The sequence below is a fragment of the Lacrimispora sp. 210928-DFI.3.58 genome (assembly GCF_020554865.1).
Classification (GTDB): Bacteria; Bacillota; Clostridia; order Lachnospirales; family Lachnospiraceae; genus Enterocloster.
In genome coordinates this window covers 44,670-63,601 of the sequence record NZ_JAJCIC010000023.1, presented here as the reverse complement: position 1 = coordinate 63,601, position 18,932 = coordinate 44,670, and the positions used below count along the sequence as shown (strand labels likewise).

At 44.9% G+C, this 18,932-nt stretch carries 25 protein-coding genes, 8 tRNA genes and 3 pseudogenes; 33 read left to right on the top strand and 3 right to left on the bottom strand.

From position 1 onward, the window contains the following. Window positions 1-51 precede the first annotated feature (51 nt). From LIZ87_RS14460 to LIZ87_RS22905, 13 genes and pseudogenes are all read left to right on the top strand, one after another. A complete protein-coding gene (locus LIZ87_RS14460; protein ID WP_227148060.1) occupies window positions 52-408 on the top strand; it encodes a helix-turn-helix transcriptional regulator in 357 nt (118 codons plus the stop codon). A 72-nt stretch (window positions 409-480) separates the two neighbouring features. Continuing rightward, complete coding sequence (locus tag LIZ87_RS14455; RefSeq protein WP_227148058.1) at window positions 481-1,188, top strand: metallophosphoesterase family protein; 708 nt, start codon at window positions 481-483, stop codon at window positions 1,186-1,188. Next, window positions 1,189-2,022: a hypothetical protein gene (locus LIZ87_RS14450; RefSeq protein WP_227148056.1), complete on the top strand. Its 834-nt coding sequence runs from the start codon at window positions 1,189-1,191 to the stop codon at window positions 2,020-2,022. Between the two features lie 127 nt (window positions 2,023-2,149). Next, window positions 2,150-2,686 carry a type II TA system antitoxin MqsA family protein gene (locus tag LIZ87_RS14445; RefSeq protein ID WP_227148054.1) on the top strand — a complete coding sequence of 179 codons (537 nt, stop codon included), beginning with the start codon at window positions 2,150-2,152 and terminating at the stop codon, window positions 2,684-2,686. Window positions 2,687-2,881: 195 nt separating this feature from the next. Beyond that, window positions 2,882-3,073 (top strand): hypothetical protein, encoded by a 192-nt coding sequence (locus LIZ87_RS14440; RefSeq protein ID WP_227148052.1) that lies wholly within the window; start codon window positions 2,882-2,884, stop codon window positions 3,071-3,073. A gap of 277 nt (window positions 3,074-3,350) precedes the next feature. Continuing rightward, window positions 3,351-3,827: an Hsp20/alpha crystallin family protein gene (locus tag LIZ87_RS14435; protein WP_227148050.1), complete on the top strand. Its 477-nt coding sequence runs from the start codon at window positions 3,351-3,353 to the stop codon at window positions 3,825-3,827. 210 nt (window positions 3,828-4,037) lie between these two features. After that, a complete protein-coding gene (locus tag LIZ87_RS14430; protein ID WP_227148047.1) occupies window positions 4,038-4,328 on the top strand; it encodes a DUF6506 family protein in 291 nt (96 codons plus the stop codon). Between the two features lie 35 nt (window positions 4,329-4,363). After that, window positions 4,364-4,666, top strand: coding sequence for a hypothetical protein (locus LIZ87_RS14425; protein WP_227148045.1), 303 nt, complete (start codon window positions 4,364-4,366; stop codon window positions 4,664-4,666). Between the two features lie 60 nt (window positions 4,667-4,726). Further along, window positions 4,727-5,107, top strand: a complete 381-nt coding sequence (locus LIZ87_RS14420) for a hypothetical protein (RefSeq protein WP_227148043.1) — start codon at window positions 4,727-4,729, stop codon at window positions 5,105-5,107. Window positions 5,108-5,199: 92 nt separating this feature from the next. Beyond that, window positions 5,200-5,802, top strand: a complete 603-nt coding sequence (locus tag LIZ87_RS14415) for a hypothetical protein (protein ID WP_227148041.1) — start codon at window positions 5,200-5,202, stop codon at window positions 5,800-5,802. Then, window positions 5,803-6,426: a hypothetical protein gene (locus LIZ87_RS14410; protein WP_227148039.1), complete on the top strand. Its 624-nt coding sequence runs from the start codon at window positions 5,803-5,805 to the stop codon at window positions 6,424-6,426. It begins immediately after the preceding gene. Between the two features lie 3 nt (window positions 6,427-6,429). After that, window positions 6,430-6,633 (top strand): annotated as a pseudogene (locus LIZ87_RS22910) (DUF503 domain-containing protein); the annotation flags it as partial. A 103-nt stretch (window positions 6,634-6,736) separates the two neighbouring features. Beyond that, a pseudogene (locus LIZ87_RS22905) lies at window positions 6,737-6,811 on the top strand (RNA 2'-phosphotransferase); the annotation flags it as partial. Between the two features lie 70 nt (window positions 6,812-6,881). Here LIZ87_RS22905 and LIZ87_RS14395 read toward each other — a convergent pair. Then, window positions 6,882-7,310: a hypothetical protein gene (locus tag LIZ87_RS14395; RefSeq protein WP_227148037.1), complete on the bottom strand. Its 429-nt coding sequence runs from the start codon at window positions 7,308-7,310 to the stop codon at window positions 6,882-6,884. Between the two features lie 192 nt (window positions 7,311-7,502). Between LIZ87_RS14395 and LIZ87_RS14390 the strand changes: the two genes are divergently transcribed. The 4 genes and pseudogenes from LIZ87_RS14390 (at window position 7,503) to LIZ87_RS14375 (ending at window position 9,993) form a co-directional block, all read left to right on the top strand. Continuing rightward, a complete protein-coding gene (locus LIZ87_RS14390) occupies window positions 7,503-8,234 on the top strand; it encodes a DUF5131 family protein (protein ID WP_227148035.1) in 732 nt (243 codons plus the stop codon). Window positions 8,235-8,261: 27 nt separating this feature from the next. Then, window positions 8,262-8,894 carry an SMI1/KNR4 family protein gene (locus tag LIZ87_RS14385; RefSeq protein ID WP_319638592.1) on the top strand — a complete coding sequence of 211 codons (633 nt, stop codon included), beginning with the start codon at window positions 8,262-8,264 and terminating at the stop codon, window positions 8,892-8,894. A 320-nt stretch (window positions 8,895-9,214) separates the two neighbouring features. Further along, window positions 9,215-9,376, top strand: a pseudogene (locus LIZ87_RS23090) (helix-turn-helix domain-containing protein); the annotation flags it as partial. A gap of 182 nt (window positions 9,377-9,558) precedes the next feature. Next, window positions 9,559-9,993, top strand: coding sequence for a hypothetical protein (locus LIZ87_RS14375; RefSeq protein WP_227148031.1), 435 nt, complete (start codon window positions 9,559-9,561; stop codon window positions 9,991-9,993). 32 nt (window positions 9,994-10,025) lie between these two features. On the opposite strand, the gene LIZ87_RS14370 is transcribed toward LIZ87_RS14375, so the two are convergent. After that, the gene (locus LIZ87_RS14370) at window positions 10,026-10,238 is read right to left on the bottom strand and encodes a helix-turn-helix domain-containing protein (RefSeq protein WP_227148029.1); all 213 of its coding nucleotides are present in this window, start codon (window positions 10,236-10,238) and stop codon (window positions 10,026-10,028) included. Window positions 10,239-10,342: 104 nt separating this feature from the next. Between LIZ87_RS14370 and LIZ87_RS14365 the strand changes: the two genes are divergently transcribed. The 16 genes from LIZ87_RS14365 to LIZ87_RS14290 all read left to right on the top strand — a co-directional run bounded on the left by LIZ87_RS14365 (window position 10,343) and on the right by LIZ87_RS14290 (window position 18,526). Continuing rightward, the gene (locus LIZ87_RS14365) at window positions 10,343-10,669 is read left to right on the top strand and encodes a hypothetical protein (protein WP_227148027.1); all 327 of its coding nucleotides are present in this window, start codon (window positions 10,343-10,345) and stop codon (window positions 10,667-10,669) included. A gap of 332 nt (window positions 10,670-11,001) precedes the next feature. Next, window positions 11,002-11,244 carry a helix-turn-helix domain-containing protein gene (locus LIZ87_RS14360; protein ID WP_227148025.1) on the top strand — a complete coding sequence of 81 codons (243 nt, stop codon included), beginning with the start codon at window positions 11,002-11,004 and terminating at the stop codon, window positions 11,242-11,244. 32 nt (window positions 11,245-11,276) lie between these two features. Then, a tRNA-Glu gene (locus LIZ87_RS14355) sits at window positions 11,277-11,350 on the top strand. A 2-nt stretch (window positions 11,351-11,352) separates the two neighbouring features. Continuing rightward, window positions 11,353-11,423, top strand: a tRNA-His gene (locus LIZ87_RS14350). A gap of 3 nt (window positions 11,424-11,426) precedes the next feature. After that, a tRNA-Tyr gene (locus LIZ87_RS14345) sits at window positions 11,427-11,512 on the top strand. Between the two features lie 4 nt (window positions 11,513-11,516). Continuing rightward, window positions 11,517-11,597 (top strand) — tRNA-Leu (locus LIZ87_RS14340). A 4-nt stretch (window positions 11,598-11,601) separates the two neighbouring features. Continuing rightward, window positions 11,602-11,687 (top strand) — tRNA-Ser (locus tag LIZ87_RS14335). A 5-nt stretch (window positions 11,688-11,692) separates the two neighbouring features. Further along, a tRNA-Ser gene (locus tag LIZ87_RS14330) sits at window positions 11,693-11,780 on the top strand. A 5-nt stretch (window positions 11,781-11,785) separates the two neighbouring features. Beyond that, window positions 11,786-11,870 (top strand) — tRNA-Leu (locus LIZ87_RS14325). A 9-nt stretch (window positions 11,871-11,879) separates the two neighbouring features. Further along, window positions 11,880-11,965: transfer RNA gene (locus tag LIZ87_RS14320), tRNA-Ser, on the top strand. 110 nt (window positions 11,966-12,075) lie between these two features. Then, on the top strand, window positions 12,076-12,999 hold the full coding sequence (locus LIZ87_RS14315) for a hypothetical protein (RefSeq protein WP_227148023.1): 924 nt from the start codon (window positions 12,076-12,078) through the stop codon (window positions 12,997-12,999). Between the two features lie 1,308 nt (window positions 13,000-14,307). Beyond that, entirely contained in the window at window positions 14,308-15,324 is a 1,017-nt protein-coding gene (locus LIZ87_RS14310; RefSeq protein ID WP_227148021.1) for a DnaB-like helicase C-terminal domain-containing protein, read from the top strand. A 230-nt stretch (window positions 15,325-15,554) separates the two neighbouring features. Then, a complete protein-coding gene (locus LIZ87_RS14305) occupies window positions 15,555-16,064 on the top strand; it encodes a hypothetical protein (RefSeq protein ID WP_227148019.1) in 510 nt (169 codons plus the stop codon). A gap of 254 nt (window positions 16,065-16,318) precedes the next feature. Then, window positions 16,319-16,648 carry a hypothetical protein gene (locus tag LIZ87_RS14300; protein ID WP_227148017.1) on the top strand — a complete coding sequence of 110 codons (330 nt, stop codon included), beginning with the start codon at window positions 16,319-16,321 and terminating at the stop codon, window positions 16,646-16,648. An 88-nt stretch (window positions 16,649-16,736) separates the two neighbouring features. Continuing rightward, window positions 16,737-17,612, top strand: coding sequence for a helix-turn-helix domain-containing protein (locus LIZ87_RS14295; protein WP_227148015.1), 876 nt, complete (start codon window positions 16,737-16,739; stop codon window positions 17,610-17,612). Window positions 17,613-17,665: 53 nt separating this feature from the next. Then, entirely contained in the window at window positions 17,666-18,526 is an 861-nt protein-coding gene (locus tag LIZ87_RS14290; protein ID WP_227148013.1) for a TIGR02452 family protein, read from the top strand. A 63-nt stretch (window positions 18,527-18,589) separates the two neighbouring features. Here the strand turns inward: LIZ87_RS14290 and LIZ87_RS14285 are convergent, their stop codons facing one another. After that, complete coding sequence (locus LIZ87_RS14285) at window positions 18,590-18,919, bottom strand: hypothetical protein (protein ID WP_227148011.1); 330 nt, start codon at window positions 18,917-18,919, stop codon at window positions 18,590-18,592. Between the last annotated feature and the right edge of the window lie 13 nt (window positions 18,920-18,932).

Below are 18,932 nucleotides of genomic sequence, written 5' to 3'. Positions count from 1 at the left end.
GCAGAAATAATGATAATATAAATTAGAAAGAACGAGGGAGGCAATACAAATATGGTAACTGCAGAAAAATTGAAAATGATAAGAACACACTATAAGCTGTCACAGATTGAATTTGCAGAGAAGCTAGGAGTCAGCCGCAGCACGTATACAAATATAGAACAGGGGCGAACTGTGGCTACCCCCAGATTGATAAATACAGTTGCTGCTATTTTTCATATTGATAAAGAAATGCTGGAAGATGATGAGAAAAAGGATGACAGTTTTCTTGATTGCTTAATCGATGATGCTATTCTGGAAAAATATCGCAAATTGAAACCAACATATAGAGAATGTGCAGAAAAGCAATTGGATCAGCTTTTAGAACTGCAGGAAAAAGAAGAAAATGTGCCGGAAAATTCCAACGATTAAACCACCAGTCCAATGACACAGCAGATATGCCGTGGTAAAATATAAGGACATCATAGCAGGGGAGTGTATGCGATGAGAACGATTATTATTGGCGATATTCACGGCTGTTATCAGGAATTGGTGAAATTACTGGATAAAGTGAAGTTTGAAAAAAAATCAGACAGGCTCATCAGCCTTGGCGATTTGATGGATCGGGGCGGACAGTCCTATGAAGTATTTGACTTCTTCCGGCATCTGAAAGCAGAAACAGGGGATCGTTGTATCATTATCCGAGGAAATCACGAAGACATGATGCTGAATGCAGCTTTATGGCCGGGTGACACTCCATTATGGAAAAGTAACGGCGGAAACAAGACGATACGGTCTTTCTATAAACATGGCACCCATATTTTTCGTCATGCAGACTGGTTTAAGCAGCATACCGTCCTGACTTATGAAGAAGACCGTTTTCAATGCTGTCACGCAGGCCTTGACAGTGAAGAGATTGCACAAAATCTGCCAGAAGTTTTGATGTGGGACAGAACAAGAATCGAGCGGAACGATTACTATGGGAAGTTGGCGATTGTCGGCCATACACCCATTGAGGATGTGACCTGGTATGCCGGAGATGAAGAAACTACGGAGATTTTACCGGAACATAAGTGGATGCCGCTTCCAGAAACTGGATTAATTTGCATTGACACAGGCTGCGTATTTGGCTATAAGTTGACGGCAATGGTTATCGAAGATGGAAAATACTGGCTGGAATCTGTATTCTGGAATAAAGAGGAAGAAATGTAGTTGGGATATATTTTCCGATGGCATGAAGTCTATGGGAGAAGTTATTTGAAAAAATCGAAAATCACAAAAGGGATGCTGATCGGGCTTCTCTATGATTATGCAAGAATTCATAAGCGGCCGTCGGCAAGAATCACATTTTCGAAAAATCATGTAAACCTGTACCTTGGTGCTGGGAAAAAGAATTTCCTTGGCCTTACCATGCGGGAAGCCTACGATGTGTTGAAAGCACGGACTGTTGAAAAGGCAGTATCTAAAGGAAACGGCTATATTGGCCGGAGCATGAGCGTCAATGCGAAGCGGGCCTATGAACGGGGATTAAAACCGTTGTCACGGATCCGCTCCTTAGATTTAAAACAGAATGGCTTTTATTATTCTGTTGCATTCTTTCGATGGCTGGTACATAATTGGGATATAAAACCAAAGGAAATGCACCACACATCAGCATCCCACAGGATTACCGCTTTTTATGACGGATCAGTTATCCGATATGCGGCACACTGTTGTAATCTGGAGCTGCTTTACCAGATATACAAAGGGAAGATTACTATGGAACAGGCCATACAGGAGAGAGAAATTCGTTATGCTAAGGCGCGGATTCTCGATACTTTGTTGGGCGGCAAATCCGGGAGAGCGGTCAGTACAGACGGTTTGATTTGCGATAATCTTCTGTTCCTGTCATCAAAATTATGTATTGAATCGGACAACCCAGGTGTGGATATCATGGAAGTTTTTGATGGATGGCCAGAAAACTGGAAAAATGAAAATTTGGAAAAGCTGGCGATGGAACTGGAGAAGCATAAAATTACAGTGTACCTGAAATATTTGAGGAAATAGCTGAATCAAAACAGGAAAAGGTGCTATATCTGATAAGAAGCGGGATTTCTATTATTCAGATAACACTGGTTGTGAAGAAATTTGTCAGCAGACGGATTGGCGCAGTAGAAGAGTGGGAGGCAGTTTCATGAATTTGAAAGTGATTCACAGCGAAAAGCGTTTATGTACATGCTGTATGGAAGAACATGAAGTGAAAACCGTTTGTGTGATGGAGAATATCTGCTTTAAAGACATACCAGTGGAGTATGAAGCTACATATTTTTATTGCGATGCGGCAGAAGAACTGTATATGGAAGAAGGTATGATTATCAGAAATGATATTGCTATGAAAGATGCCTATAGGAAACAGAAGGGGCTTCTAACTTCAAAACAGATCAGTGGCATTCGTGAAAAGTATGGTATCAGCCAAAGCGATCTTTGCCTGCTTCTTGGCTGGGATAGAAAGACAATTACCCGTTATGAGAGTCATCAGGTACAGGACGGGGAGCATGATGCAATTCTCAAAAAGCTGGATCAGGATCCAGAATGGTTTTTGCACCTGCTGTCAGAAGCAAGAGAGAGTTTAACGATAGAAGCATATCGTAAATATCTGAATACGGCCACTATGCTTTACGAGGATAGCCAGGACAATTCCCTTTATTGTATTGGAGGCAATTCCGGATGAAGATTTTGATAAATCTAATATGACGCTGAAAAATGTTTTGTCTTTTATCAAATATTCTAATAATGCGGATAAACTGGAAGCTCTATTGAACTCTGATAAGAAATTTAAAAAATTAGGTCGCAAGGAAGCCGATGTATGAAACCGTTGTGTCAATGCAAAGCTGATAATGGATGAGAATGAGGAGATGCTTGACGTATGTGTGTGGCGATTCAGGTTATGAACGAAAGGGCGGCTAAACAGGCGGCAGCAAGTGCAAAAATGGCTGAAAAAATAGCAGCAGCTAAGAGAATGCTTCAATTAGGTAAATACACATTTGAAGAAATCGCTGTAGTTACTGAACTGACGGTCAAAGAAGTGGAAACGTTTGCTGCTAAAGAAGACACTTGAATTCACCCACTGATCGGAAGTTGATCGCAGGAATTCAGGAACCTCGTACATTTGACATGGAAATACTGGATGGACATAAAAAAGTGGACACAAAAAATTCACAAAAATATTAGCACTCACTATTGACGAGTGCTAACAAAAGTGGTATAACACAGACAGAACAAAGGAGAAGGAAAGAATGGAACCGATAAAGCGAATAAAAGGTTCCGGTTTCTTCCCAATCATCCCCAGTTCCGATTAATAAATTATTTTTCATAAGGAAAAGGAGCGATGATTTATGATGGTACCGAGCATTTTTGGAGAGAACTTATTTGATGATTTCTTTGATGACTTTTTTGATTTCCCGTCATTCGATGATAAAGCGATGCGCAAGGCGGAGCGGAAACTGTACGGACGCCATGCAGCGCAGATGATGAGGACAGATGTACAGGAACACGACGACCATTATGAGGTAGATATTGACCTGCCTGGCTTCAAGAAGGATGAGATTTCTCTGGAACTGAAGGACGGTTATCTTGTGGTCAGCGCCGCGAAGGGGCTTGATAAGGACGAGAAGGAAAAGGAAACAGGCAAGTTTGTCCGCCGGGAGCGTTACGCGGGCAGCATGAGCCGTTCCTTCTATGTCGGTGAGGACATGAAACAGGAGGATATCCACGCGAAGTATGAAAGCGGCGTATTGAAGCTGAGCATTCCGAAGGCAGAGGCAAAAAAGCCGGAAGTCGAAGAAAAGAAATACATTGCCATTGAGGGATAACGGCACCTCTTGATAATAGCATAAAAGGATATCGCCCAGAGCGGGCTGCAGTGTAAAACTGCTCGCTCTGGGCTTTTTTCTGTTGTGGCAGATCTTTAATGCATATTGGAAACGGGATTCCATTTTTTCTGGCAATACAGTATAATTGAGCCAGCGGGATATCGGGATATGCTGACTTGAAAATAGTATTGTGGAAATTTGGAGGGAAATATGAGATTTGCATTTTTGATTATGGGACAGTTTGACGACAAAACGGACAGAGCAGAAATTCATAATGGTATGGCTCAGATCATTGGCGTTGCAGATATGGAGACCGCCATGAATGCAGCACGTGAATTGCAGCGAGAAGGCGTGGACTGCATCGAACTTTGTGGCGCCTTTGGAGAAGAAGGGGCAAGAAAAATTATGGAAGCAACAGCGAATCAGATTCCAATTGGATATATAACACATTTAAAAGAGCAGGAAGATGTGTATTGCAGGGCTTTTTCTAAGGTGGAATAAAGCGGTTTGTGAAAAATACTATAGAGAAGAAAACCATGGATCAAAAGAAAGAACGCTGGGTATCCGCTTACAGGCAACTTTTTGATACGCTGCGAAGTATGGGATATCCGGAAGAATTTGGTGATGCGATTGCAAAGGGGCTTGGCGGAGAAAAAGCAATGTGCCGGATGACTTCTTATTTGAATCTGGCAAAGCCTGAGAACGCGGAGGAAATCGTAGATGAGATGCTGGCGATTTCCAGCGAGATCAATGTCTGGCGTAAGAAAAAAGAAACGGAATATTATAACAGCAAATATAATGAACTGCTTCAGGATGGATTGCCGGAAGAAGGTTCATGATAAATGGAATGATGAGGGGCAAGAGAAAAAATCAGAATTTGACGAAGTGGTGATTGAAATATGGATTTGATTTTAGAGTATGTAGCAGCGGTTCAAGCAATAGATGATATCAAGGAAACAGGTCTTGATAATAGGAAAAAAGTAAAAGAAAATAATAAATTAGCTGACCGACTTAGAGCAATAGCTTCTGAAATTGATAGCAAACATCCAGAAATGAAACCAGATTTTTATCAGTTGTTGTTCCATGAGAAAGCAACTGTCCGTCGCTGGGTTGCACATCATATTTTAGAAGTAATGAATTATGATGACAGGTGTAGAGCAAATGCCTTGAAAGAAATCGTATACATTTCTACGCATGATAAAAGTATAAATGGTCTTGGAAATAAGATGTGGTTAAAACAATGGTTTGAGAAACATCCCACAGATAAAAACTTGCTGTAAAATTTCCAGTTTATCGAAAAATAAATGACACACAAGTGAAAACTACCTATACAGGAACCATCTGAAACAGACGAATAAAGGAGCAGTGAGCCATGGCAGGATTCATTACCTATTGGCCGAAGGAGCAGGTCGGGAAATTGAAAAAAGAAAAGGACAACGGCCCTATATCCGTGATATTCGGCAGCATCCACACAAAGATGCCTTCCATAAAAAGTGTGAAGGAAGGAGATATCATTTACCCGGTCACGGTGAGCGGCGGAACCTTATGCGTTCTGGCTCGGCTGCCGGTAGAGAAAATCGAACCGGCATATGAGTATCTGATCCGGGAGGTTGGGAGCCTCTGCGGAGCGTTGGTTCCGGAGGAGAAGGACTGGAACTGGAGGGAATTTTATAAAAATGCCCCGATAAAACCGCATAAGTGTCACCAGCGTCCCTTTAACTGCTGTTCCGAGACGGCGGCCGTCAGCGCCCATGGTTCTTCCATTGAGCTGCGCCCGATCCCAAAGGAAAAGCTGCCCCAGCTTATGTTCGGACCAACAAAAGCAAAGCAAAAAGCCATGATGCTGGATAAGGATGGAAGCCCGAAGGTGATCTCCATCAGTTCCAGTGTCCGGAAAATGAGCGAGGAGACACAGGAAATCTTTGAGGCGATGTTTTCAGAGAGAGGCGTGACGTATGATAAGGAGACGGAATAGATGTTTGAAGAAATAAGAGAATTATTTGCCATTCATGCAGATAACGGATTTTCGCAGGAAGAGGTGGATGCCGCATATAAAAAGTACGGCGGTCTGTCGGAAATTTTGAAACAATATTATCTGCAGCTGGGAAGGTATGTTCCTTTGAATCAGCAGCAGAACCGCCTGGTGGAACCGGGGAAATTAATCGATGCCGGAGCGTATCTGATTTTTTATGTGGAAAATCAGTATGTGGCGCAGTGGGCGTTCAAAAAGTGTGATATTACAAACCCTAATCCGCCAGTATATTGTGCTTTGGATGAGAAAACCTTCAAGCTGGAATGCGAAACGCTCTATGATTTTTTGCTGGCAATGGCAAACTTTCAGGCAGCCAGCTGGGGGCTTCCATTTAACAGTGAAGACATTTATTATCTGGATGGTGACGGGATTTCACAGATAACGGCAAACTATATGAAAAAGCCCTATGAGCTGCGTCAGTGGATTCCCATTTCGTTTTATGGAAATCATGGGGATGAGGTAGTTTGTGTTCTGGGTGGAGATCAGCTGTTGTATGCGTCATCAAAAGAGGAACATTTTAAAGAGTTAGATTGCTTTGTAGGGCAAATGAATTTAGAAACACTTTGATTCATGTGTAAGAGGAGAGTTAATGAAAATAGCAGTCTTAAAACTAAAATTATACGCCCCTGGGTTCATTCCCTGAAAGAAAAGCGAATGATCGTAAAAAGTCTTCTGGCAAAGCTGCGGAATAAATTCCAGGTATCAGCGGCCGAGGTGGAAGATCAGGATATTCATCAATCCATCGTGATCGGCACGGCGGCCATCGTTCCTCATAGCGCCCAGGCGGACAGCCTGATGGATGAGATCGTGCGTTTTGTGGAGGAAAACACGGAAAACGGAGATTGTACAGGAAGAACGGGAACTGCTGTAGATGAGAGAGGAAATTGTTCGGACAGACAGCAAGATGCGGTATTCCTTCAATGAAGACAAGACTCTGATCCGGGCAAATCAATAGAAAAACTCAAGAAAGAAGAAGGGAAGACCAGGGAATAAACACTCTCTGGCCTTTTCCATGTCGGTTCCTATGATTTCTTATCAGACCAGAGACATCGTCTCTTAACATTATCCAGAACATCCAGAACGCGGGCGACAGAAATGTCAAGCGTTTTTGCGATATCCGTGGGTCTTTTCCCTTCTATGTACTCGCTGACAACAAAAAGATCATGCTTTCCCGTACAGAGTTTCCTGACATCCGGCACAGAAGCATAGGCGTTCAGGCGTTCCTCTTTTAAGAAGTTAGAGGTGCGAAACAGTACGGGCTCCGGCAGCTCTTCCTCATTTTCCTCAATTACGCCCAGAAGCTTTGAAAGAAGGGCGTATTCCTTCTCCAGATTTTTCAATTTCCAGTCATTCACACGGGTGCTTTCCTCTGTATGTGAATATTTCTTTTGCAGTTCCGGTATTTCCTGAAACCGTTCCCGGCATTTTTCTATAATCGTCATGGTTGTCATAAGTGTTCTCCTTTTTACAGTGCGTTTGGCCCAGCCTGATATCAGTATTATGGAAACGGATGGCGCTTATCAATATATTACAATAAAATTTGTGGGAAAGAAAGCGTAGAAATTTTTAGAATATTGACGGACGATAAAAACTGCATTATAATTCAGGTAAAGAACAAATGTTCGCATTAAAAAGGAGAACACATGGCGATCTGGAATCCATGGCATGGCTGCCGCAAAATAAGTCCCGGCTGCTTAAACTGCTATGTGTATCGGCGTGATGCTGAGTTTGGTAAGGACAGCAGTATTGTGTCAAAGACAGCGGCTTTTGATTTGCCACTCAGGCGAAACCGCCAAAAAGAGTATAAGCTGAAACCGGATAACGAACCGGTCTATACCTGCATGACATCTGATTTTTTCATTGAAGAAGCTGATGTGTGGAGACCGGATATATGGAATATGATAAAAATGAGGCCGGATCTGGACTTTGTTATTATCACGAAGCGGATTCACCGATTCTTGGACTGTATTCCCAATGATTGGGGAGAAGGTTATGATAATGTGACAATAATCTGCACCTGCGAGGATCAGGCCAGAGCGGACAGCCGCCTTCCAATATTCCTGTCTCTTCCGATACAGCATAGACAGGTGATCCACGAGCCTATGCTGGAACCGGTTGATATCCGCAACTATCTGAAAACCGGGCAGATTGAGCAAGTGACCTGTGGCGGCGAATCCGGAGAGAATGCCAGAATCTGTGATTTTGCATGGGTACTGGATTCCTGGAGACAGTGCGTGGAAGCAAATGTTTCATTTCATTTTAAACAGACCGGAGCCAATTTCCGCAAAGGTAACAGAATATACCGTATTGACCGAAAAGACCAGATGGTTCAGGCATCCAAAGCCGGAATTGAATATATAGCCAGCAGAAAATGAATATGTGTGAAGGAGACAGAAGAAAAGATGGATATAAACGTTCGGATTCAGGAAATCATGAAAAAAATGGGAAAACTGTCACAGAAGCATCCTAAATTTTCATGTGGCGAGTTTCCTCCAAAGTGGGGCGAGCCTCTGACGGAGCAAGCTGCTGCTGAATATGAAAAGAGGAATGGAATCTCCCTTCCAGAAGATTACCGGCGGTTTGTTACGTCGATAGCAGCCAGCGGAACGCAGCCTTTTTATGGTCTGTATAGTATTGTAGGAGGGCATAAAAACAGAGAAATCAAAGTGGAAGTGGATAAGAAATTTCCCTTTACTGTCAGGAAACCGCTGAATATCATGAAGCTTTCCGACGAAGAATATGACGCCATCTACGAGACAGGGGAAATGAATGTGGATGCGGGCTATATCCTTCTGTGCCATGAGGGCTGCGGTATGTACAGCATATTGATTGTAAATACGGAGGATAAGGAAACCTATGGAACTGTCTGGTATTATGATCTTGCTAATGATGCGGGAATCTATCCTCTGATCAATCCGGCAGATCATCGCACGATGAGTTTCCTGGACTGGCTTGAATATTATGTAGACAAAACACTTGAACTGGATGATTCTGATTATTTCAGTTATGGGGAACTGGCCGGGATCGTGGAGTAAACACAGCGTTTTATACGGCGTAACACCTTATGTTAGAGGCGATACGCCGTTTTTCTGTATCAGTATGATTATAATGAGCCGTTATATAAAAGGCTGAATCGGTGTCGAACTTTGTCGAATTATTTCGATTGCGAATGGATGCCGACAGCTTTATAATAAAAATAATCCTTATTTTTTTACCAAAATACGAAAGTATTATTTAGTATATGCTCAAGTAATATGGTTCTAATCAAACCTCTTCTGCCGGGGTAAAATGAACATGGAAGAATAAGAGGAGAGGAGCATATTACTTGCGTGCAGATGAGTATATCCCATACCATATGAAGGAATTATGCCAAAAGCATCATATGACGAAATACAGACTGTCCCAACTGACAGGAATGTCACAGACGGCGCTTGCCAATATTATGACAGGAGCCAGTGTGCCGACGGTGCTTACACTGGAAAAGATATGCGATGCTTTGGGGATATCCCTGGCACAGTTCTTTACTGCGGAAGGCGGTTTTCCAGATCTGACGGAAGAACAGAGGGAACTGTTGAAGGAATGGGATAAGCTGGAATTAAAAGAACGGGAAATGCTAATGACTTTTGTAAGAAGTCTTGAGAAATGAGGATGGCTGATTGTGGTCATCCTTTTTTCATACCATTTACGAAGGAGCAGAGCATGAAAGATAAGTCATTTGCAGAGGAACTGCAGGAGATCAGAGATGCAGGTGAAAGGTTTCTGATGCGGAGGGAGGATGAAATCCTTCATTTTCTGGTGAAAACAGATGTCACTGCCGAAGAAGCACTGCGGCAGGAAATCCTGTCAGAACTGCTGGATAAGATCCAGAGAGTAGATCGGTTGATACAGTATCTTGAAAAAGATAGGATACAGATAGGAAGATTGAAGAGGAACCCCAGTGGAAAAATCCTATTCAATGCTGATATTATGCCGCCTATGCAGGAATTTGAGGTATATGTTTATGACAAGGAAATTGGGAGAGCAGTGTGGACCAGAACTTTTGTGAGCATTACTGCAGACAAGGAAATCCCTTATTTAGTGGGATTAGGCCGGCATCTGGAAATTGATGGACTCATAGCAAGGATTCGGAGTTAAAAAGGAACCTGCCGGGAAAGCAGATTCTCTGTTTAGAAAAGATTGTCATCGTCAAAATGTTCCATGATATCTTCCACGCGGCAATGAAGAATATTGCACAGTTTATCAATGGTATTTGTTTCTACATTTTGATTGTGGCGGAGCCGGTTAAGCTGTGAACGGTTGACATTATGTTTTGTGTACAGGTCATATTGTGTGATGCCTTTTTGACGCATGGTTTCCCAAAGTTTGTCGTATTTTATCATGAGTTACCTCGTTTCGAGTGAAATTGCTTTTATCAATTATCACTTGATTTTTTTAACAAGAATAGTGTTCGCATAAGAACACTAAGACGTAAGGAGAGAAAGTAATGGAAAGAAACAGCCAGAAATTCAAACAATTGGTTTATGATCTGATGAACGGTTCTTTAAACCTGAGGGATTATCCTGTGGAAGAGAGCAGATATGTGGAGAACGAGTATGGGGAAGGAAAATTCTGCGAAGAGACATACAGTAAAATTTTTGATTTAAACAGAAAACTGTGTGAACGGCTGGGGATTGGCGATGGAGAAGACGAGGATGTGGAGGACATGATAAATTATCTTTTTGACATTCAGAGACATATGTGCATGAAAATGTATGAGTACGGATGGTTATTTGCAAAAATAGAAGAAGATAAGAAAAATGCAAGCAAATGAAACGGTGAAATTTATACCACAAGTAGAATGACAAAACTAGAATCCTGTGATATCATAATCACAGGACGAAGGAAATAAGGGCAGAGGCCCGGAAAGGAGAACCGTCATGATGAACAGAGTCATTGCATCCGTATATCTGTATAGCCATAGCAGCCTGTCACTCGAACATGAATACGAGGGACTTCGTGTTGTGCGCTCATACAGAGACAGTTACCTGGATTGCAATGGTTTCATGACGTGATACTTCCGCTTTCACATCAAACCGAATTTTTGCATGCCGCTTGTCCTGTTGGGCAGGCGGTTTTTTATGTGCAAAAAGGAGGACAAATACAATGCCGACAATCAATGTGGCAGCAACAGGAGCGAATATCACAAAAATGAGAAAGGATGCCGGTCTGACCGTCAAGGACTTACAGAATATCTTCGGATTCGGAACACCGCAGGCTATTTACAAATGGCAGAATGGAACCACACTCCCAACCGTAGATAATCTGGTCGTACTGGCGGCTGTATTCGGCTGTAAGATAGATGATATTCTGGTAGTTGATAAAGATGTGGTGAGGAAAACAGCGTAAATAATCTGCAGGAGTACAATACTCCTGTATACGGCCCCCTGGTCTAGTCGGACAGGACACCGCCCTTTCAAGGCGGCAGCGCAGGGTTCAAGTCCCGCGGGGGTCACTGTGGCCATAGTTCAGAGGCAGAACGGCGGATTGTGGATCCGCTCACGAGGGTTCGATTCCCTCTGGTCACATATAGGTGGATGTGCCGAGCTGGCCGAAGGCGGCGGACTGTAAATCCGTTACGTAAGAAACAACGCAGGTTCAAATCCTGCTCCACCTACTTTGCTGACATGGCGGAATGGCAGACGCTCTAGGCTCAGAACCTGGTGGAGAGATCCGTGCCGGTTCAAGTCCGGCTGTCAGTACGATGGAGATTTGGCAGAGATGGATGAATGCACCAGTCCTGAAAACCGGAGGCCGGAACCGGTCCGGGGGTTCGAATCCCTCAGTCTCCGTTTATGCTTGTGTGTGCGAACGGTAAGCAGCTACACCGCTAATGTAGTGCCCGGAGAGGTTCCGGGTTAAGGGTTCGAGTCCCTTCGCAAGCGTTTATGCCCCTGTAGCAGAATTGGCATATGCACTGGATTAAGGTTCCAGACGCCCAAAAGCGTGTGTGAGTTCGAATCTCACCAGGGGTATGAAAATATGGCAGTGTGGCGCAATGGTAACGCATCCGGCTGGAATTCGGAAGATCAGAATGGCTGATTTGCAGGTTCGAACCCTGCCGCTGTCGTTTATTGTAAGGCTGGGAAAAGCTAATCCCGGCTTTTTTGCTGTAAAACCTATAACGGCCTCAGCATCTCCATAATTATTTTGAAAAATAAAATAAAGGAGATGCGGAACATGGAAAAAAGCGGATTATCAGATATAAAAAAGGAATACATGAATAATACGAAGGTAAGCCAGGTTATCAGCAGAAATGAAGGGTTGATTGATATAGGGAATTTCGATGTAATCGTTAACCCGCAAAACAGATTAACCACAATCGTCAATTTATTGCATGAAGATCAACATGTAAGGTATACAGGTGACGTCACGCTATATGATATGGCAATTATGGATGCCATCTATACCTTGCACAAATATGGGCATGACAATTTTACGCTGCAGATGGTGATGCGTGTCATGTCCGGGAATGATGAACAGGGTATGCTGGAAGAGCAAAAGGAAAGACTTGCCTACGAAATTGAAAAACTGCGGCATATTGATATATTGATCAACTGCACAGACGAACTCCGGGCGAGGAAAAAAATTGGAAAGAACGCTACAGTCACTTATGAAAGCTACCTGCTTCCGTTGTCAAAGGTGGATGTAAGGCTGGGAAATCAGATTACGGTAGAAGGGTATAAGCTTTTGGAGACACCGGCTTTATATACATACGCTGAATTGCTTGAGCAGATTGTCGATGTTCCGGTGCAGGTATTTAAGACACATAAAAAACTGCCGGATACGAATGAAGCCATTGTCATGAAAAGATACTTAACAAAACGGATCGCCTTAATGAAGAACAAGAAAAACAAGATGGTAAGCAGAAAAATCAGTTACCAGTGGTATGACCAGAAGACCCAGACAGAAAAAGGGTTATACGCTGTATTGGGATATAAGAGTGAAGATTATGCATCAAAATCCAGTTGGTCGAATAAAAAGAAAAAGATTCATGATGCGGTTTGCAAGATATTGGATACTTTGGTAGAAGAAAAATATATTGCCGGATACCATGAAGTGAAGGAGAATCGGTCCATCGTAGGTGTTGAGATTGTATTGTGAGACGCCTAAAAAGTGATGAACAGATGCCTAAAAAGTGATGAACACACGCCTAAAAAGTGATGAACATACGCCTAAAAAGTGATGAACTAACCGGGTCAGAAAAGTGCCTGCAAAGCCAGTAAAATCAAGGGCTTGCGGGCATTTCCGTTTTGGGGTGTAGGTTACTGTAAGTAGTTGTAAGTAACCGTATAGCTGGGCTGCTTGCCAGTGGCCTGGCAGTCGCAGCCGTAGCTCCTAAAAAAGGCTAAGGCAGATGTCGTAATAACATCAATGGCGAGAGCGATTATCGAAAAACACTTAATCCTGCGGTTCCATTGACCGTGGAAACACACACCGGTTCTTGGGTCGATGAAGGCCAAGCCTAGTGGGACGACATAGAATCAGAGGATGGTGTAAACAAGGTGTAATGGGAGGGTGTTGTAAAGTGCAGAAACGAATCTTGATGACGTACTCTCCACGAAAATGGCACAGGGGTCTGTCTGGAACGTCGTCTCCTTATTTGTGATCCGCTAATATCCGCCGGAGAAAGTATCGTGGTCAGCCAGGGGCTTTATCGAAACATCATGCTTCCAGGTAGAAGTCGATTACACTGGAAGGTAAATATCGCTGATACACGGTTCCATTGATCGCGGAGGGCATGCACCAGTTTCGGGATCGATGAAGGCCAAGTCCAACGGAACCGCATAGAACCAGAGGACGCATAAACCAGGTTTAACGGTATGGAGTTGTAAACTGCAGAGGCGAATCACGATGATCCGGTTCCATTGCTCGTGGAGAACTTACACGGATCGGATTTGTTGATATGCCTATTTCCCCAGACCGAATTCGCTGATACGCCCGCTTACACGGGCTAACCATAGCGCCCTAACGGGCGAATCGTCCGCCGTGCTCAGCACGGCTCCCGTCCATTACGAGAACCCTTGTCTCTGTGGGAGGTTATTCTCAGAGAGGATAGTCTTTCTCTGCCATCCGCTCCGGCTCGGGCTGCATTCCCTCGCTATCGGAGCTAGTGTTCTGGCACTTACAGTTTGCAGTTTTGATAAAAAGTAACAGACAGTGCTTTTACTCGCAGTCTTATTGATTTGCAGGATTTTTCGTAAAAACAAATTGGGCTAAAGTACGCCAGAACCTTGCTGTTTCCTGTTTTCAGAGGAAGACACTGTTTCCGAAGGAAGGTACTGGTGCAGTCATACTTACAGTGCCATTAAGTCGTAAAACCTATAATCCCCAAAATCCGATGATAATTATCGTGACAATCATTGGCCTGTCAAGATCTGGCAGTGCCAGACAGAAACGGAGGCGGTATCATTGGACGATAAGGATAAACAGGAGTTTATCGCATGCAACATGGAAAAACGGTTCTCCAGCTTTATCGGGATGTACGGGATCCGGAACAATCCGGCAGTTTACAAAACGCATTACCCTACAGGATTTGCGAAATTGGACGAAACATTGGGCGGAGGATTAACCTCCGGCCTGCACTGTCTCGGAGCAATCTCCAGCCTTGGCAAATCAACCCTGGCACTGCAGATGGCTGAAAACATGGTTTCCGAGAACATCCACTGCATTATATTTTCGCTGGAAATGAAGGCCATGGATCTGGCAGCAAAGGCAGTCAGCCGGCAGACCTATATCGGCACTCAGGGAGATCTGAATCTTGCGAAAACATCGGATACTCTTCGGAACGAAATGGCGGCTGCCCTTTTCTCGGACGAAGAATGGGAAACCATAGAACGTGCGTCAGCCGCAGTGGAACAGAAGAGCCAGTATATCAGCGTTGTAGAGTGTGGATCGGATCCATATAACGTGGACAGGATCGGCAAATATGTGCAGGATTATATCCAGGCGTTTGGGGTGAAACCTGTCGTGGTAGTGGACTATCTGCAGATCCTGGATCCGCCGAGGACACTAAAATCGGCTCCCGATAAGCAGATCGCAGACTATAACCTGAAACGTCTGAAAGTCCTGTCGGATTATTTCAGCCTGCCGGTTATCCTGATCAGCAGCTTCAACCGGGAAAATTATGACGCGGAAGTGACGTTCAAATCGTTTAAGGATTCCGGAAACATTGAGTATTCCTGCGACACGGTCATGGGGCTGCAGCTTACAGGCGTAGGAAAAGAGGGCTTCGACGCAGAAACGGCGAAAGCAAGGTATCCGCGGGAGGTGGAACTGAAGATACTGAAACAGCGTTATGGACCGGTAAATGCGAAAATACCATTCAGGTTCTACACGAAGTTCAATTACTTTGAAGAGGTCAGCCGGAAGTCAGCATCAGTTCCCCCAAATAGCACTCAGCCAGCCGGAAAGCGGAGGGTGTATTAAACTGCAGGAGCTGACTTTGGGCAGGCGTTTATAGGACTTTACATTGTACATTGGAACCACTGGCTTACAGCCGTTACATTTTAACCAGCGGTTCAATGACATTCCAAGCTCCATATGGTATGATAATGGACACGAACCAGTGGTGCTGTCAATCAACTTCCGGTTGAATGACAAGGCATGGGATGGAGCGTATAATAAGCGCATGAGGAAAACGAAGGGAGGAGACGCTCATGAAATACACATCATCGGAGGCTAATAAACTGCTCCGGCGGCTGAATGAAGAGAGGGATGCAGTTCTGGCGAAAGAGCAGAAATGCAGCACGTTCCTTGCGGCAATGGGAGAAGACCCGGAATCGTTAAGACCGCAGTATGACTATGCGGCTGTGCAGAATACGCTTGAAATGCTGAACCGGAAAATCCGCACCGTAAAGCACGCAATCAGCCAATTCAATCTGACGCAGACCGTGCCGGGATTTGATATGACCGTTGACCAGATGCTGGTCTATATTCCCCAGCTGACGGCAAGGAAGAAGAAACTGGCGGTTATGAAGGGCAGGCTGCCGAAGCAGCGCAAGATCGAAGACCGGTTCGGACATACCGGCGTTATTGATTATGTATACACGAATTACGACATCAAAGCCGTGGAAGCGGATTACCATACAGTGGCTGATGAACTGGCGAAGGCACAGGCGGCGCTGGACACCCTGAATAATACAGTGCTTATGGAAATTGATGCATAACAGACTTACCGGGGACTTTGGAAGATGCGATAATAGTGAACCTCCTGTTGAGATAAAACCAGTTTATCGTTACCATTACGGTTTCTCGTTATTTGCAGTTATTGACATGGTTTATGGTTTCACTTTCTGGACTGGGTACCGCAAGTGCCATAGCATTGGAAAAAGTGCCGAAAACTTACCTGTGGAAACACAGGGCGGCGGAAGTACGGTTCCATGCCGCATTTTTGAGGAGATAGATGGAAGCAGCAAATTATATGAAACTGAGGCGGTGGTCTCTTTGGCAGTGCTGTTATGTGATCGTTGACGTGCCGGAATATCTGGCGGATAGTCTGTTTATACAGGAGCAGGTCAGAGTCAGCTTTGGAAAAGAATACAGCAGGAAGGGTTCTCCGTATGTGCTGATCTTCTGCCGGGTCAGGAAAAAGGATGAGGACCGGTTCCTCCGGGCGCTTGACAGACTGGAACAGAAGATGCTTCTGATGGGATATACGGATTATAGTGAATTCTGCAGCCGATTATTTGCGGAATTTGGAGAGATAAAGGCCGGAGAGAGGCAGCCGGCAGCAGCGAAAGCGGAATCGTAAGGAAAAAGTCATAGCATTTACGGAGCGGAAGGGTTATACTGTCTGCAGAGTGTTACGGGATGGAGGATGAATATCAGGAGGAGAACCAATGGAGCCAGTATATTTGTCAATCCAGCAGGAAGCAACCGGAAAAAGGATGCGGCAGCTGATCCGGGAGAAGGGATATTCCGTGCGGGATATCCAGGAGGCAATGGGATTTGAAAGCCCGCAGGCGGTCTACAAATGGCTGTCCGGGAAATGCCTTCCGAACCTGGACAATTTCCTGATCCTCAGCAGAATCTTACATACCAGCATGGAAGATATCCTCGTCGTTGACGGGGATATTGCTGTTTTCAGGAATGAGGTGAGGCAAATGAAATCTGTGTGGAACCGGGAGGATTTTTATTGGGCGAGGATCGATGGAAAGCTGCCCGGGATGATCCGGATGCTGTGCAAAGACTTGAAATACTGCAGACAACGGATCACCAGGGGCTACTCAGACCGGGATGTACGGAATATTCAAAAATGGTTTATGGATGTGGTGCCGGATATGTTGCAGCAGTTTAGGGATACGAGCCGCAGCAGTCCCGGCATACTTGGAGAAAATTATACAAATGAACAGGGAATTCTAGCAAACGACACCTGCCATGAAGAGTGGAACCGGATCCTGACCGAGATGCTCCGGCTATTTCGGGAGGCAGACGAACATACCTGCCAGAAGAAGAATCCCTATGGGGAAGAACATTCTGCCATGTGGAGTGAATTTTCTGAGCGGTTCGGCTTGATCGGAGAAAAACTCCGGACGGAGGAAGAAAAGAAGGATCCCCGCTGGATAAGGGCCCATTTTCCAAGTGAAATTCCGGAATATCAGGAACTTGACCGACTGTATTGGGAAGAAGAGAAAAAACTGGAAACATACCGGGATGAATGTAAAGATAAGGCGTTTGAGATGTTCTCCAAGTGGTTTTGGCATCTGTGGGATTAAATTTCAGCGTTTGTAAATGGCTGTTATAACATGCGAAGGAGAAAATGAAGATCATGGACAGATATGCAGAGAAAAGAAAACAAAGGACAGCAGTATTTGAGGACACAATGGCGTGGATACGGACAGACCGGAAACTGGCAGAAGCAGTAGCGGACAGCCAGGCCGGCACAATCCTTTACCGGGCGGATGAAATGCTGCCGTTATCGGTGTCGAAAACCCGTGCTATGAAAGTGACGGTAACTACAGAGAGATCCTTCGAGGCGGCCATGCGGCTAAAGAGAGAACATCCGCAGAGAAAAATGACCGTGCTGAATTTTGCGTCTGCAACAAATCCCGGCGGCGGAGTGGCAAGGGGAAGCAACGCACAGGAAGAGTCCCTGTGCCGCTGCTCTACGCTGTATCCATGCCTGGATACGCCGTTTCTGTGGAGTGAATACTATGGTTTCCACCGCGGCAGGCATGATGCAAGGTATACGGACGCCTGTATCTATACGCCGGGCATTCTGATTGTAAAAACAGATACGGATATGCCGGAACGAATGCCGGATACGGACTGGTGCAGGGTGGATATCATCTCCTGTGCGGCGCCAAACCTGCGGGAAAACCCGTATAATGCCATGAATCCGGGTGCTGGGGAAGCGGTAAAGGTTTCACCACATGAATTAAAGACGCTGCATCAAAAACGGGCGCGGAAGATTCTGAGCGTGGCTGCGGCGAATGGCACGGATTCCCTGGTTCTGGGCGCTTTCGGCTGCGGAGCTTTCCAGAATCCGCCGGAAACAGTAGCAAAAGCCTATCAAGAAGTCCTGACGGAATATGAGGGATGCTTTGATGAAGTGGTGTTTGCGGTTTACTGCACGCCGGGACATATGGAGAATTACAGGATTTTCCATGATGTAATCGGAAAGCGGTAGACATCGAAAAAACAGCCTCCCAACCAGAAAAGGAAGGGAGGTTGTCCGGGTTCCGGTTGCCGTTTACTGGAACAGGTCATCGTACATGGCAAGCGCAATGCCGATTTTTGTCCGGCGGAGGCTGTATTCCTCGATCCGGTTGAAGAACGGCTTCCCAGTTCTTTTCTCATAAACCATCTTGGACTTCCAGCAGATGTCCGTAAAACGGTCCGTCAGATCAACAAGATCCAGAAGGATCAGGGCGGTATCCGCTGCCGGAATGTCAGGACCGGAGATAAGGGCCTGCCAGCTGTCATGTATGCGGAACGACATATGCTCCAGCTGATAATGCAGAAACGGATCGATGGCCTTTAAGAGTTCCAGATTCCTGGGGTCGTAATAGTTCTGTTTCATACGTATCCTCCTC

Bases quoted from the DNA above. Each gene is read 5' to 3' on its own strand.
- LIZ87_RS14460 (WP_227148060.1), top strand. From the start codon at position 52: ATGGTAACTGCAGAAAAATTGAAAATGATAAGAACACACTATAAGCTG.
- LIZ87_RS14455 (WP_227148058.1), top strand. From the start codon at position 481: ATGAGAACGATTATTATTGGCGATATTCACGGCTGTTATCAGGAATTG.
- LIZ87_RS14445 (WP_227148054.1), top strand. From the start codon at position 2,150: ATGAATTTGAAAGTGATTCACAGCGAAAAGCGTTTATGTACATGCTGT.
- LIZ87_RS14440 (WP_227148052.1), top strand. From the start codon at position 2,882: ATGTGTGTGGCGATTCAGGTTATGAACGAAAGGGCGGCTAAACAGGCG.
- LIZ87_RS14435 (WP_227148050.1), top strand. From the start codon at position 3,351: ATGATGGTACCGAGCATTTTTGGAGAGAACTTATTTGATGATTTCTTT.
- LIZ87_RS14430 (WP_227148047.1), top strand. From the start codon at position 4,038: ATGAGATTTGCATTTTTGATTATGGGACAGTTTGACGACAAAACGGAC.
- LIZ87_RS14425 (WP_227148045.1), top strand. From the start codon at position 4,364: ATGGATCAAAAGAAAGAACGCTGGGTATCCGCTTACAGGCAACTTTTT.
- LIZ87_RS14420 (WP_227148043.1), top strand. From the start codon at position 4,727: ATGGATTTGATTTTAGAGTATGTAGCAGCGGTTCAAGCAATAGATGAT.
- LIZ87_RS14415 (WP_227148041.1), top strand. From the start codon at position 5,200: ATGGCAGGATTCATTACCTATTGGCCGAAGGAGCAGGTCGGGAAATTG.
- LIZ87_RS14410 (WP_227148039.1), top strand. From the start codon at position 5,803: ATGTTTGAAGAAATAAGAGAATTATTTGCCATTCATGCAGATAACGGA.
- LIZ87_RS14395 (WP_227148037.1), bottom strand. From the start codon at position 7,310: ATGACAACCATGACGATTATAGAAAAATGCCGGGAACGGTTTCAGGAA.
- LIZ87_RS14390 (WP_227148035.1), top strand. From the start codon at position 7,503: ATGGCGATCTGGAATCCATGGCATGGCTGCCGCAAAATAAGTCCCGGC.
- LIZ87_RS14385 (WP_319638592.1), top strand. From the start codon at position 8,262: ATGGATATAAACGTTCGGATTCAGGAAATCATGAAAAAAATGGGAAAA.
- LIZ87_RS14375 (WP_227148031.1), top strand. From the start codon at position 9,559: ATGAAAGATAAGTCATTTGCAGAGGAACTGCAGGAGATCAGAGATGCA.
- LIZ87_RS14370 (WP_227148029.1), bottom strand. From the start codon at position 10,238: ATGATAAAATACGACAAACTTTGGGAAACCATGCGTCAAAAAGGCATC.
- LIZ87_RS14365 (WP_227148027.1), top strand. From the start codon at position 10,343: ATGGAAAGAAACAGCCAGAAATTCAAACAATTGGTTTATGATCTGATG.
- LIZ87_RS14360 (WP_227148025.1), top strand. From the start codon at position 11,002: ATGCCGACAATCAATGTGGCAGCAACAGGAGCGAATATCACAAAAATG.
- LIZ87_RS14315 (WP_227148023.1), top strand. From the start codon at position 12,076: ATGGAAAAAAGCGGATTATCAGATATAAAAAAGGAATACATGAATAAT.
- LIZ87_RS14305 (WP_227148019.1), top strand. From the start codon at position 15,555: ATGAAATACACATCATCGGAGGCTAATAAACTGCTCCGGCGGCTGAAT.
- LIZ87_RS14300 (WP_227148017.1), top strand. From the start codon at position 16,319: ATGAAACTGAGGCGGTGGTCTCTTTGGCAGTGCTGTTATGTGATCGTT.
- LIZ87_RS14295 (WP_227148015.1), top strand. From the start codon at position 16,737: ATGGAGCCAGTATATTTGTCAATCCAGCAGGAAGCAACCGGAAAAAGG.
- LIZ87_RS14290 (WP_227148013.1), top strand. From the start codon at position 17,666: ATGGACAGATATGCAGAGAAAAGAAAACAAAGGACAGCAGTATTTGAG.
- LIZ87_RS14285 (WP_227148011.1), bottom strand. From the start codon at position 18,919: ATGAAACAGAACTATTACGACCCCAGGAATCTGGAACTCTTAAAGGCC.